This is a genomic window from Solibacillus sp. FSL K6-4121, from assembly GCF_038002585.1.
Taxonomy (GTDB): Bacteria; Bacillota; Bacilli; order Bacillales_A; family Planococcaceae; genus Solibacillus; species Solibacillus faecavium.
In genome coordinates, this window is the sequence record NZ_JBBOCS010000001.1 from 829,933 (window position 1) to 842,898 (window position 12,966).

Consider the following 12,966-nt stretch of genomic DNA (forward strand, 5'->3'; position numbering starts at 1 on the left):
CAGCTCCTCACTTTTGACTCTTTTCCCGAATGTAATCTCTTGCATTAAAGCCTAAATCGATAATACCAATTAATATAACAAAAGAATAAAGTGGAATGGCAACAATTGTACTTAGTACTTTTATAAATTTAGGATAACCAAATGCATCTATAGCAAAATGGATAAAAGAAATCCCCTGTAATGTTAGCAATATCCATAAAATCATTGAAATATTTAACATAATAACGGCTAATGAAGAGTTTGGTTCAGGCTGAACAAATAAATTAATGGATAAAGCAATGAGATAATACCATAGGACCGATCTTGGTAAGCGTAACTCACTAAACTTCCCAAACTTTGGTACATCTACTTTCAATCGCTTTAGAATCGGTAAGTTAACAGTGATGATTATGAAGGATACAAGCAGCATTGCCAACGTAATCGAAGCAGGTAGAGTCATTTCTAACATATTCAGCATATTGTTTATATTATCCATTACTTCTTTTGGTGTTGCCTGTCCTGTCAGCTTTTCCGTCATTTTAATCGATTCAATATAGCTTGTCTTCATGAGTTCCATCGAATCACGGATAAAATCTACTTCAAACAAACGTAATGATATGACATATTGAATAGCAAATGTTACGAGTAAGACAATGCTCGTAGATATAAACATAAATACTTTGCTTTTTTTATTGTAAATAGCATCCCCAATTGCCACACCTGATGCTGCAAAAATCAGTGAGGCGGGTATCAGTAGTAAACCGCCAATAAAAAAAGTGACGACTACAGCAATTATTGCAACTAAAAATGATGACCTTCGATCGTAATTGGCGCTATACCAAATCATCGGTAAAGGAGCTATGACGGCTGCAATAATATTCGCCATAGGAATATAAAATACGATAGCCATCAGCACAGTAAAAATAGCTATCATCATAGCACCATGTGCTAACTTTCTTGTTTGATTAATTTGCATGGAGAACCTTCCTTATCTGTTGTTGGTAAGACGCTATGGTGCATGTAGCATACAGAGCTTGCAACCATCTTTTGTCGATATTTTGACTTGTCTACTTTCAACTTTTCTCACCTTTCCATTGTACCATTTTTGAATGACCAAACAAACTAACGGTTACGATGAGAAGTACGAATTAGTCGATATATAATACATTCAGCTTCGACCTCGTGTAATGTGCGGGATGATATCCTACCATTTATAGGAGTAGATTGGGTTTTTACCTTATTATTCAAGTAACAAAAACACTAAACAAAGTAATAGTATGTCATTTTAAATATTTTAGTATAGCTTAATATGGAGTATTTTTCTTTTGAATAACCAAATTCTATGTTTTAAAAGCCCATTTCCTGTCTGTTATGTCCTTTATTTCGTTGACATTTTGTATTGTATAGCATATATTATGTAACCGGTAACATATTTCATTTTATGGGGGCGTAGTGATGGTTAACATTAAAGATGTTGCAAAGATTGCGAATCTTTCTGTGGCGACAGTATCACGCTACCTAAACCAAAATGGGTATGTAAGTAAAAGATCCTCAGAACGTATTGAACAAGCCATTCAAGAGCTAGATTATAAGCCAAGCAGTGTTGCACGTTCATTAAGTAAAAAACAATCAAATATAATCGGCCTGATTGTGCCAGATATAAAAAACCCATATTTTCCAGAGTTAGCTCGTGCCGTTGAAGACATGGCCTGGTCTTATGGTTATACGGTAGTTCTTTGTAATTCAGACGAGCAAATTGAAAAAGAATTGTTATATATCGAACGGTTATCGCAAACATATGTTGCAGGTTTAATTGTGACGACAAGCTTAATGGATCCCTCTGTTTACATGTCCATCAATACACCAATAGTTGCACTTGACCGGATAATTGATGTAACAATACCTACTGTGACGACTGATAACCGAAAAGGGGCCATGCTTGGGACTGAATATTTGCTCACAAATGGTGCAGAAAATTTATTATGTATACGAGGTCCACAAGGTTTAAAAACTGCAGATGATCGCCTTTTAGGTTTTCTTGAAGCGATTGATGAACAAGGACTAGATCCAATTGTTGTAGCAACTTCATTTGATTTTAAAGAAGCTGCTAAGGTGATTGAACAGACTTTAGTTATACACCCTCATATTGATGGTATTTTTGCGAGCAGCGATACATTAGCAATTGCTGCGCTTCATATTGCACACAAACTAGGAAAACGTGTACCGGAAGAACTGCAAATTGTAGGCTTTGACGGAATCTCGCTCGGTGAGATGGTATCACCTGCTCTAACAACAGTCGGTCAGGACTTATATAAAATGGGTGCTGCTGCTGCAACCATGTTAATTGAGCAAATTGAAGGCAAAGAAATGAAACAAACGGTATTAAATATAGATGCACAATTAATTGTACGTGGTACGACGAGAAAGGAAGCTGCAAAATGATAACGGTAATAGGAAGTATCAATATGGACCTAGTCGTTCAAATGGATGTATTTCCAAAACAAGGAGAGACCGTTTTAGGAAGTCTATTTACAACGGTTCCAGGGGGTAAAGGGGCAAACCAGGCTGTAGCTGCTGCACGTTTAGGCAGTCAAGTTAAAATGTTAGGTGCTATTGGCTCAGATAGTTTCGGTACGGAACTTCGTGCAAATCTGAATGAAGAAAATATAAATACTAGCTTAGTTATGAATACAAATGGGGCGACAGGCATCGCAAATATTTTACTTTATGAATCAGATAATCGTATTGTCGTTGTACCAGGTGCCAATTCTAAAGTAACCCCAGAGGTGATTGCTTCTGCTAAAACTGTTATTGAAAACAGTCAGTTAGTTGTAATGCAGCTTGAAATCCCAGTAGAAACGATTGAATACAGCTTGAAATTATGTAAAGAGCTTCAAGTGCCAGTACTATTTAACCCTGCTCCAGCAGCAAACTTCGATATAGAATGGATGCCATATATAAAGTACTTAACACCAAATGAAACTGAGTGTGCTCTATTATTTGGAAATGATGTAGAAGCAGCATTAGAGAAATATCCAAATCAATTAATTGTGACATTAGGCGATAATGGTGCGCGCTACTTTGATGGTGAAAAACATGTACATGTAAAAGGATACAAAACGATAGCTGTTGATACAACAGGTGCCGGGGATACATTTAACGGTGCATTCGCGCATGCTGTTACAAATGGACAATCAATTGAAGAAGCGGTATTTTTCGCAAATATTGCAGCATCATTATCCGTTGAAAAATTTGGCGCTCAAGGTGGTATGCCAAAATTAGAGGAAGTTATTGCTCGAAAGGAAGGCACAAAATGAAAAAACAAGGCATTTTAAATCGTGAATTAGCAGGTATATTTGCACGTTTAGGTCATACAGATAAAATTGTCATTGCAGATTGTGGCTTACCGATTCCAGACGGTGTCACATGTATAGATTTAGCCTATAAATTAGGTGAACCCGGATTTAAAGCTATTTTAGAAACTGTGTTACAAGATTTAGAGGTAGAACATAGTTACTTAGCTGAAGAAATTAAAGTAGCAAACAAAACAATTCATTCATTTATTTTGCAAAATGTGGAACCGGTTACATATTTATCACATGAGCAATTCAAACATATGTCTAGCGAAGCAAAGGTCATTATTCGCACTGGCGAAATGACGCCATACGCTAACATCATGCTGCAAAGTGGTGTAATTTTCTAAGGTAGGTGTCGGAATATGATCGAAATGAAGGGCATAAAAAAAGCATTCAGCGGCAACGTCGTATTAAACAATGTTGAATTTACGCTTTTAGATGGAGAAATCCACGCGCTAATGGGTGAAAATGGTGCCGGTAAATCAACAATGATGAAGATTCTGGCTGGCATCTACTCACGTGACGAAGGTGATGTGCTGGTAGACGGACAGTCCTATACCTTTACTTCTGCAAAGGACGCGGAAAGCTTAGGTATTCACGTAATTCACCAAGAATTAAATATTCTGCCGCATTTATCTGTAGCGGAAAACCTGTTTTTAGGAAAAGAAAAAACAATTGGTCGTACGGGGTTCCTGCGTACACGCCAAATGAACAAAGAAGCACAGACCCTGTTAGCAAAGCTCGGCTTACACATTGATGTACGTCAGCCTGCAGGTTCCTTATCAGTGGGAAAACAACAACTCATTGAAATTGCCAAAGCAATTAATTCAGAAGCGAAATACATCGTAATGGATGAACCGACAGCTGCTTTAACAGACCGTGAAATTGAAACGCTTTTTGAAACGATTCGCGAACTAAAAGCGAAAGGCATTTCCTTTGTATATATTTCGCATCGTATGGAAGAAATTTTTGCAATTTGTGATCGTATTACGATTTTGCGTGATGGTGAATATGTTGGCGTACGTGAAATTCCTAGTACAACTTTTGATGAAGTAGTCAAAATGATGGTTGGACGTGAACTTGGTGAACGTTACCCAAGCCGTGACGCAAAAATTGGTGAGGTTGCATTAGAAGTAAAAGGGCTAACATGTCCTGCGGTATGCAAAGATATTAACTTCCAAATTCGTAAAGGGGAAATCTTAGCCTTTGCCGGTTTAATGGGAGCAGGCCGTACAGAAGTGGCCCAAGCAATTTTCGGAAACCTTAAAAAGTCAAAAGGTGAGATTTTAATTCACGGTGAAAAGGTGACGATAAAAAATCCGATCCAAGCGATGAAACACGGAATTGGATTTGTGACGGAAGACCGTAAAACAGAGGGTCTTGTTTTAGATTTTTCAATTAAAGAAAATATGTTTTTAACAAATTTGAAATCAATTGCAAAGGGTAGCTTTATTCAAACACAACAAGAGCAATTACAAGCAGCAAAATATATTGAACAGCTAAATATTCGCTGCAGTGATGCGACACAAGCTGTTGGCTCATTAAGCGGCGGGAATCAGCAAAAAGTAGTTATTGCGAAATGGTTAAGTACAAAACCGGATATTTTAATCTTGGATGAACCGACTCGCGGTGTTGATATTGGCGCAAAAAAAGAAATCTACTCGATTATGAACCAGTTAGCCGAGGAAGGTGTAGCCATTTTAATGATTTCCTCAGAGCTAACGGAAGTGTTAGGTATGGCGGACCGTGTAATGATCATGCAAGAAGGACGTCAAACAGCTATTTTAGACAACGTTGACTTAACACAAGAAACTATTATGCATTACGCAACAGGAGGAGAAGAAGTTGTTAAAAACTAGCTCAAAAGAAATGTTAGGAAAGCTAGGTCCTCTTTTAGGATTATTTTTAATTGTAATTGTCATTACGATTTTAAATCCAAGCTTTATGACAACAGATAATGTTTTAAATATTTTACGTCAAGTATCAATAAGTGCGCTTATCGCATTTGGGATGACTTTTGTTATTTTAACTGGCGGGATCGATTTATCGGTTGGCTCGACATTAGCCCTTACAGGTGCCGTAGCTGCCACAATGCTTGCTTCAGGTATGGACCCCGTGTTAACAATTTTTGCTGCACTACTGTTAGGCGCTATTCTAGGTGCTGTAAATGGTGTTATTATCGCAAAAGGTAAAGTTGCACCATTCATCGCAACATTGGCAACAATGACAATTTACCGTGGATTAACGTTAGTATACACGGATGGTCGCCCTGTTTCTGACTTAGGAAATGAAATTACATTCCAAATGTTAGGGAAAGGATACTTCTTCGGTATTCCAGTTCCGGTATGTACCATGATTCTAGCTTTCATTGCGTTATATGTAATTATGCATAAAACAACATTCGGTCGTCGTGTTTATGCAGTAGGCGGCAATGAAGCAGCATCTAAATTATCAGGAATCAATGTAGATCGTATAAAAATTGCCGTCTATTCATTAACAGGTATGTTAGCTGCGTTATCCGCACTAATTTTAACATCTCGCCTTAACTCTGCACAGCCAACAGCTGGTACTTCTTATGAGTTAGATGCTATTGCAGCAGTGGTTTTAGGTGGTACAAGTTTAACAGGCGGTAAAGGTTGGATTTTTGGTACATTAGTTGGTGCCTTAATTATCGGTGTGTTGAATAACGGTTTAAACTTAATCGGTGTTTCTTCATTCTTCCAACAAGTTGTAAAAGGAATTGTTATTTTAATCGCGGTATTAATTGACCGTAAAAAAACAGCATAGAAAGTAGGTCATTAGCTTGAAAAAACGATTGATATTTTTAATGGCACTTATGGCCACTGTAATGTTATCGGCTTGTTCGGTAAAGCCTGGTTTCTCTTTGGAGCCTTCTTTTGGTACATCTGCTACACCTTCTGAGAGTAGTAATGATACGTTGACAATCGGTTTATCTATTTCAACTTTAAATAATCCATTTTTCGTGACGTTAAGTGAAAATGCGGAAGCAAAGGCAACAGAGCTCGGAGTGAAAACAACGGTTGTAGATGCGCAAGATAATGCATCAAAGCAAGCTTCTGATATTGAAGATTTAATCCAACAAAAAGTTGATTTAATCATCATTAATCCGGTAGATTCTGTTGCTGTTGCAACTGCTGTAGAATCTGCGAATGCAGTAAATATCCCTGTAATTACAGTGGATCGTTCATCTGAAGGTGGCGAAGTCGTATCACATATCGCTTCTGATAACGTGGCTGGCGGGATGCTGGCTGGTGAATATATTACAGAGTTAGTTGGTGAAGGTGCCAAAGTCGTTGAATTGGAAGGTGTCGCAGGTTCTTCTGCTGCACGTGATCGCGGACAAGGGTTCAATGAAGCTGTTACAGGTATTTTAAATGTCGTTGCAAAGCAAACAGCAAACTTTAATCGTTCAGAAGGCTTAACGGTAATGGAGAATATTTTGCAATCCAATCCTGATGTTACTGCCGTATTTGCACACAATGACGAAATGGCATTAGGTGCACAAGAAGCCATTTCTGCTTCGGGTAAAAAGATTGTCGTAGTGGGCTTTGATGCGACTGATGATGCTGTGGCTGCTGTAAAGGCAGGGAAACTAGCCGCTACTGTTGCACAAAAACCAGATGAAATCGGGAATATTGCGATGGAGACTGCGATTGCTTATTTAAACGGTGAAACAGTTGAAAATACTATACCGGTAAAGCTTGAGTTAATTAAAAAATAAATAGAAATACATGTAACGGTCTGCAAATAGGCTGTTGCATTCCTGTAGCTGCCACAAGAAATTTAGTGGCAGCTTTTATTATGGGAATATAGGCAAAAACTTTAGAAAACAAAAAAAGTACAACAGAGGTCAATTAAGCCTGTGTTGTACTTTTAAACATATTATTTTTCTTCAGCAACGAATGGTAGTAATGCCATAATACGTGAAACTTTGATTGCGTTTGTAAGTTTACGTTGGTATTTAGCAGAAGTACCAGTTACGCGACGTGGTAAAATTTTACCGCGCTCAGAGATGAATTTCTTTAAAAGATCTACATCTTTGTAGTCGATGTGCGTAATGTTATTTGAAGTGAAGTAGCAAACTTTACGGCGTTTGCGGCCTCCGCGACGTGGTGCCATTATCGTGTTCCTCCTTTTAATTTTTAATAATAGATGCTAAGTTCTTAGAACGGTAAATCGTCTTCAGAAACTTCGATTGGTCCTTTGCTATTCGCAAATGGATCTTCATCTACTCGTGTATAATTTTGCTGATTTTGAGATGGCTGTTGATAAGAACCGTAAGAATCCTGTGGTTGTTGCGAGCCTCCAAATTGCTGGTTTGGCTGATTATAAGATGGCTGACCACCATAATTTTGCCCACCACTGTATTGTTGACCTTGTGAACCTTGAGATGCATTAGCTCCTCCACGCGGTTCTAAGAACTGCACTGCATCGGCAATGACATCTGTTGTGTACACACGCTTTCCATCTTGTCCTTCAAAGCTTCCTGTTTGAATACGACCTTCTACACCAATCAAACTCCCTTTTCTCATGAAGTTTGCTAAGTTTTCAGCTTGTTTTCTCCAAGCAATACAGCCTATGAAATCTGCTTCGCGTTCACCTGACTGGCTCGAAAAAGTACGATTTACGGCAACCGTAAAACGTGCCATTGGAACTCCACTCGGCGTATAACGAAGCTCTGGATCCTTTGTAAGTCTTCCGACTAATACTACACGGTTAATCATCAATGCACCCTCCTTTTTTCAGCATTTAAGTTAAAAATTATTTTTCTTCTTCGCGTACTGCGATGTGACGGATGATGTCTTCGCTGATGTTTGCTAAACGAGTATATTCGTTGATAGCCTCAGTACCAGCGTTAACTTTCACGATTTGGTAGAAACCTTCGCGGAAGTCATTGATTTCGTAAGCTAAACGACGCTTACCCCAATCTTTTGCTTCTGTGATCTCTGCACCATTTGAAGTTAAGATCTCGTTGAAACGCTCTACTAAAGCTTTCTTCGCTTCATCTTCAATGTTTGGGCGGATGATGTACATTAATTCGTACTTTCTCATTTGTGTTTGCACCTCCTTATGGACTTGGGCTCTCCTATTAAATAGGGAGCAAGGAGTAAGTAAATTCTTATTACTCACATCAATGAATTGTAACATAGTTTCCTATTAGACGCAACCTAATATAACTCTTATGTTTATTCAATTTTTGTTATACTTCTCTGTAAGGGAGGGATTTTATGTATGATAAAAAGCCAGTAGTAATTGAATTGAATATGAAAAAGATAGCGCGGGATAATCTAATATTAACTATCATTTTAATTGTTTTATTAGTTGGTTTAAATGCCCTTATTCATCAGCGTTTTACAGGTGAATTTACCTTGTTTGATTTTTTCAATTTTTTTGTAGCATATATAGTACTCATTATTCTTCATGAAGCGTTTCACTTAATTGGTTTTATGCTATTTGGCGGTGTTCCATATAAAGAACTGGATTATGGTATCAATTTAAAACTTGGTGTCGCCTATGCCACTACAAAAAAACCACTAACAAATGCGGCCATGAAAAAAGCATTATTACTTCCATTTTGGACTACAGGTATTGTACCCACAATTATCGGTTTAACGCTTGATAACTTTATGATAGTTATTGTCGGAGCGTTTTTAATAGCTGGAGCAATGGGCGATTTTTATATGTATAAAGAATTGCGGAAATACCCTAACGATGCAACTGTAAAGGACGATTCGAAAGAGCCAAAATTATATGTTTATTTCTAATTGTTTTCTAGTAATCTAATGGCTAAATTGAATAAGAAAAAGCGAAGGTATTGCCCCGAAAATCATTTTCCGGTCAATTCCTTCGCTTAAATTTTATACGTTAAATAAGAACTCCAGTACGTCGCCATCTTGTACAACGTATTCTTTACCTTCAGCGCGTACGCGTCCTGCTTCTTTAGCAGCTGGCTTCGAACCGTACTCTACTAAATCCGTATATGCCACAGTTTCAGCACGGATAAAGCCACGCTCAAAGTCAGAGTGAATAATACCCGCGCATTGTGGTGCTTTCATCCCTTTACGGAATGTCCACGCACGAACCTCTTGAACACCAGCAGTGAAATAAGTTGCTAAACCTAATAAGCTATATGAAGCTTTAATTAATTGGTCTAACCCTGATTCAGCAATTCCTAATTCCGCTAAAAATTCTTTTTTCTCTTCATCTTCCAACTCAGAAATTTCTTCTTCAATTTTTGCGCAGATTGTAATTACTTGAGCGCCTTCAGTTGCTGCGTATTCCTGAACCATTTTTACATAATTGTTTTCAGATGGATCAGCTACCTCATCCTCTGAAACATTTGCAACGTAAAGCATTGGTTTAATCGTTAAAAGGTGTAATCCTTTGATGATCTTTTTCTCATCATCCGAAAGATCTACCGCGCGAGCTGGTTTTTCAGCTTCTAATACTTCTTTAATTTTTTGAAGAATTGGTTCTTCTACCATTGCTTCTTTATCTTTTTGCTTTGCCATTTTTGCAACGCGTGCAATACGCTTATCCACTGATTCCATATCCGCTAAGATTAGCTCTAAGTTAATAACTTCAATATCATCAATTGGATTTACTGTGCCGGAAACATGGGTAATATTTTCGTCTTCAAAGCAGCGAACAACTTGGCAAATTGCGTCTACTTCACGAATATGAGCTAAAAATTTATTCCCTAGTCCTTCACCAGTAGAAGCGCCTTTTACGATACCCGCGATATCTGTAAATTCAAATGTAGTTGGAACTGTTTTTTTCGGTACAACTAATTCTGTTAATTTGTCTAAACGCTCATCTGGAACAGTTACGCTACCTACGTTTGGTTCGATCGTTGCGAACGGATAGTTAGCCGCAAGAGCACCTGCTTTTGTAATTGCATTGAATAAAGTCGATTTCCCTACGTTCGGCAAACCTACGATACCAGCTGTTAATGCCATTTTGACACAACCTTTCTATATTCACTTCATTTTTATTTGAAATCATAAATTATATGGATTTTTCTGTCCATTAAATTTCTATAACCTTGTCTATTATATTGATTACACACTTAAAAGTCTATTTTGCTTTTATACTTCTTCTGCTTGACGTAAAACTTTCTTCATTTTTTTCTCAAATTCACGCCGTGGAATCATAACACTATGTCCGCAGCCCTCACACTTTATGCGAATATCAGCACCTAGTCGAATTACTTTCCATTCGTTTGTGCCACAAGGATGTTGTTTCTTCATTTCTACAACGTCATTAAGAGCGTATTGTTTTGCTTCCATCTTTTATTCTCCTCCTTGATTTCGCTCATAAAACATCATTTTTGGTACAGCAAGAGGGATACCGTTACGTGTTAAGATATCCATTACATCTTTTCGAATCACTCGAGAAATTGAATACTGTTGTAAAGGCAATGTTTCGAGTGTAATGCCAATTGTAGCTTCTGTGCTTGTCGTATTTGTGATTCCTAAAAAGACAGGAGCAGTAACAAGCTCTTCGTGTTTTTCAGGCAACGTATCCAAATAGTTTTGAATTATCATTTGAACTTTTTCAATATTTGTCTCAAGCGGAATTTGCATACTAATCGTAGCTTTTGAGTTATTGATGGAATAGTTAACAACGTCTATAATGCTTCCATTTGGAATAATGAATTGTTCCCCTGTTATGCCCTTTACTTTCGTTGTACGAAGACCAATTTCCATAACGGTACCTTCTGCCGTATTAATTTTCACAAAATCCCCTACTCCAAATTGATCCTCTAAAATAATGAAAAAACCAGTAATGACATCCTTCACTAAGTTTTGAGCTCCAAAAGCAATTGCCACAGAAGCAATACCTGCCCCTGCTAATAGACCTGCTACCTGAATATTCACAGCAGATAAAATTCCCATAATAGCAGAGAAATACACTAAATAACTCAGTACACTTTGTAAGAGCTTTACAATCGTAAGCTGTCGACGCTCATTATTTCTTACACGCAGCATAAAGACACGATGAATCACCTTTTTACCAACAAAAACAACGATATATGAAATAACAAGGATTGCTAGGATTTTTGCGCTAGCCAATATAATCATATCCCAAAAATCCTGGCTAGTGACGTAATCCCAAAGTTGTGTCGTATAGCGAGCAAGCCCTTTTAAATCCGTAGTGGCTATATCTTCAAAATTAATTTCTTCTTCTAAATTTAAATCTTCTTCCAAATTTACCACCTCTTGTATAACAAACTTTAAAAATGAATATACTGCATAAATATATCGTATTTCACACTATTTCTCGAGTAATATAATCTACTTAAATTTAAAGGAGTGACTACATGTGACACAAGCCTGTCCAGAAAACTATAGCGTCCATTATGAACAGACAAGCGCTGTTTGGGAGCTAAGTGAAATCTTTTTGAAAATGGTTCCATTTGAACATGAAAAACTTATTTTTTGTTGTATCGGTACAGACCGCTCAACTGGGGATGCATTAGGTCCGATTATCGGGAGCCAGCTGCACCAAACCTTTTCTTTCCCATTCCCGGTTGTTGGAACCCTAGAAGCACCCCTTCATGCATTGAATATCGTTGACCGTTACGAGCAGCTCATAAAAGAAAATGAAAATGCATTCATCATCGCCATTGATGCTTGTTTAGGAGAGTCTAATGCAATTGGTTCAATTTTAATCCAGCATGGTCCTCTTTTTCCTGGAAAGGCTGTTAAAAAGGAATTACCTCCCATTGGAAATGTTTCTATTAAAGGAATTGTTAATGTAGGAGGCTTTATGGAAGCAAAAGTACTTCAAAATACAAGGCTTCATGTTACCTATTCTATGAGTGATAAAATTGTACGTGCACTCGTTTTAGCATGGCAGCGTCATTTACTGAAACAGAAAAATAATCGTTACGAGTATTCCGACCATCAAAATCGCTGGCAGCAAATTGGCTATTCGAATTTTCGTTAGACCCGCAATATTTAACCCAATTGCTATAATCATAACACCACCTGTAGCTGTCATTTCTTTAATAAATAGATTAAGCGCTTCTGTTGGAATATATGTACTAATGACACCTGCAAATAATGCAATACTTCCCTGATATATTAATACAGATATTGCTGACAATATTACGCCAATGCCTAACGTTGAGGCTAAAATGATCGACATAAAACCATCAATTATTCCTTTTGTAATTAATACATTATGATCATTACGTAAACCACTATCAAGGGCACCAATAATTCCCATGGAACCTATAACAAAAATGAGCGATGCAGTAATAAACCCCTCTGCAATCGTTCCTTTTTGTGCACGTTTTCCGAAAAGGGATTCAATCCATTGACCAAAGCGGTTGAACTTTTCCTCTAGGTTGAGCCATTCTCCGATAACAGCTCCCACTATTAAACTAATTACTAATAGAATGAAGTTATCACCCTCTAATCCCATTTGAACTCCTAAGAGAGCAACAACTAAACCGATAATTGACATAACAGTTTGTTGCATTGATTCCGGAATATTTCTAAATAATCGTCCCACTAATGTCCCAATTACAATAAATAGTGAGTTTAATAAAGAGCCTAATAATACCATGATCTTTCCTCTTTCTAGTTGCTATCTGCTTATT

At 37.5% G+C, this 12,966-nt stretch carries 16 protein-coding genes; 8 read left to right on the plus strand and 8 right to left on the minus strand.

The annotated features are described in order from the left end of the window. Nucleotides 1-7 precede the first annotated feature (7 nt). Nucleotides 8-955, minus strand: a complete 948-nt coding sequence (locus tag MHH95_RS04250) for a YybS family protein (RefSeq protein ID WP_340726546.1) — start codon at nt 953-955, stop codon at nt 8-10. Between the two features lie 479 nt (nt 956-1,434). Here MHH95_RS04250 and MHH95_RS04255 point away from each other — a divergent pair, with 479 nt between their 5' ends. Genes MHH95_RS04255 through rbsB form a run of 6 tightly spaced genes read left to right on the plus strand, consistent with a single transcriptional unit; the run spans nt 1,435 to nt 7,077 of the window. Continuing rightward, nucleotides 1,435-2,421 carry a LacI family DNA-binding transcriptional regulator gene (locus tag MHH95_RS04255; protein WP_340726547.1) on the plus strand — a complete coding sequence of 329 codons (987 nt, stop codon included), beginning with the start codon at nt 1,435-1,437 and terminating at the stop codon, nt 2,419-2,421. Next, the gene (gene rbsK, locus MHH95_RS04260; RefSeq protein WP_340726548.1) at nt 2,418-3,296 is read left to right on the plus strand and encodes a ribokinase; all 879 of its coding nucleotides are present in this window, start codon (nt 2,418-2,420) and stop codon (nt 3,294-3,296) included. Before MHH95_RS04255 ends, rbsK begins: the two co-directional genes overlap by 4 nt. Beyond that, complete coding sequence (gene rbsD, locus MHH95_RS04265; RefSeq protein WP_340726549.1) at nt 3,293-3,682, plus strand: D-ribose pyranase; 390 nt, start codon at nt 3,293-3,295, stop codon at nt 3,680-3,682. Before rbsK ends, rbsD begins: the two co-directional genes overlap by 4 nt. 15 nt (nt 3,683-3,697) lie before the next feature. Continuing rightward, nucleotides 3,698-5,194 carry a sugar ABC transporter ATP-binding protein gene (locus MHH95_RS04270; RefSeq protein WP_340726550.1) on the plus strand — a complete coding sequence of 499 codons (1,497 nt, stop codon included), beginning with the start codon at nt 3,698-3,700 and terminating at the stop codon, nt 5,192-5,194. After that, the gene (gene rbsC / locus MHH95_RS04275; protein ID WP_340726551.1) at nt 5,181-6,122 is read left to right on the plus strand and encodes a ribose ABC transporter permease; all 942 of its coding nucleotides are present in this window, start codon (nt 5,181-5,183) and stop codon (nt 6,120-6,122) included. The genes MHH95_RS04270 and rbsC overlap by 14 nt, the downstream gene beginning before the upstream one ends. 16 nt (nt 6,123-6,138) lie before the next feature. After that, nucleotides 6,139-7,077, plus strand: coding sequence for a ribose ABC transporter substrate-binding protein RbsB (rbsB, locus tag MHH95_RS04280; RefSeq protein WP_340726552.1), 939 nt, complete (start codon nt 6,139-6,141; stop codon nt 7,075-7,077). A gap of 161 nt (nt 7,078-7,238) precedes the next feature. Here rbsB and rpsR read toward each other — a convergent pair whose 3' ends face one another. Genes rpsR through rpsF form a run of 3 tightly spaced genes read right to left on the minus strand, consistent with a single transcriptional unit; the run spans nt 7,239 to nt 8,408 of the window. Continuing rightward, the gene (gene rpsR, locus MHH95_RS04285) at nt 7,239-7,478 is read right to left on the minus strand and encodes a 30S ribosomal protein S18 (RefSeq protein WP_191701183.1); all 240 of its coding nucleotides are present in this window, start codon (nt 7,476-7,478) and stop codon (nt 7,239-7,241) included. Between the two features lie 41 nt (nt 7,479-7,519). Continuing rightward, entirely contained in the window at nt 7,520-8,080 is a 561-nt protein-coding gene (ssb, locus tag MHH95_RS04290; protein WP_191701063.1) for a single-stranded DNA-binding protein, read from the minus strand. A 37-nt stretch (nt 8,081-8,117) separates the two neighbouring features. After that, complete coding sequence (gene rpsF, locus MHH95_RS04295) at nt 8,118-8,408, minus strand: 30S ribosomal protein S6 (RefSeq protein WP_191701062.1); 291 nt, start codon at nt 8,406-8,408, stop codon at nt 8,118-8,120. Between the two features lie 176 nt (nt 8,409-8,584). Between rpsF and MHH95_RS04300 the strand changes: the two genes are divergently transcribed. Further along, nucleotides 8,585-9,121: a DUF3267 domain-containing protein gene (locus MHH95_RS04300; RefSeq protein WP_340726553.1), complete on the plus strand. Its 537-nt coding sequence runs from the start codon at nt 8,585-8,587 to the stop codon at nt 9,119-9,121. A 93-nt stretch (nt 9,122-9,214) separates the two neighbouring features. Here MHH95_RS04300 and ychF read toward each other — a convergent pair whose 3' ends face one another. From ychF to MHH95_RS04315, 3 genes are all read right to left on the minus strand, one after another. Beyond that, complete coding sequence (gene ychF, locus MHH95_RS04305; protein WP_340726554.1) at nt 9,215-10,315, minus strand: redox-regulated ATPase YchF; 1,101 nt, start codon at nt 10,313-10,315, stop codon at nt 9,215-9,217. A gap of 129 nt (nt 10,316-10,444) precedes the next feature. Continuing rightward, on the minus strand, nt 10,445-10,645 hold the full coding sequence (locus tag MHH95_RS04310) for a DUF951 domain-containing protein (protein WP_191701059.1): 201 nt from the start codon (nt 10,643-10,645) through the stop codon (nt 10,445-10,447). A gap of 3 nt (nt 10,646-10,648) precedes the next feature. Next, nucleotides 10,649-11,566, minus strand: coding sequence for a mechanosensitive ion channel family protein (locus MHH95_RS04315; protein ID WP_340726555.1), 918 nt, complete (start codon nt 11,564-11,566; stop codon nt 10,649-10,651). 115 nt (nt 11,567-11,681) lie between these two features. On the opposite strand from MHH95_RS04315, the gene yyaC reads away from it, so the two are divergent. Then, the gene (gene yyaC, locus MHH95_RS04320; RefSeq protein ID WP_340726556.1) at nt 11,682-12,308 is read left to right on the plus strand and encodes a spore protease YyaC; all 627 of its coding nucleotides are present in this window, start codon (nt 11,682-11,684) and stop codon (nt 12,306-12,308) included. Here the strand turns inward: yyaC and MHH95_RS04325 are convergent. Further along, a complete protein-coding gene (locus tag MHH95_RS04325) occupies nt 12,225-12,932 on the minus strand; it encodes a DUF554 domain-containing protein (protein ID WP_340726557.1) in 708 nt (235 codons plus the stop codon). The two genes, yyaC and MHH95_RS04325, sit on opposite strands and share 84 nt — an antisense overlap. Between the last annotated feature and the right edge of the window lie 34 nt (nt 12,933-12,966).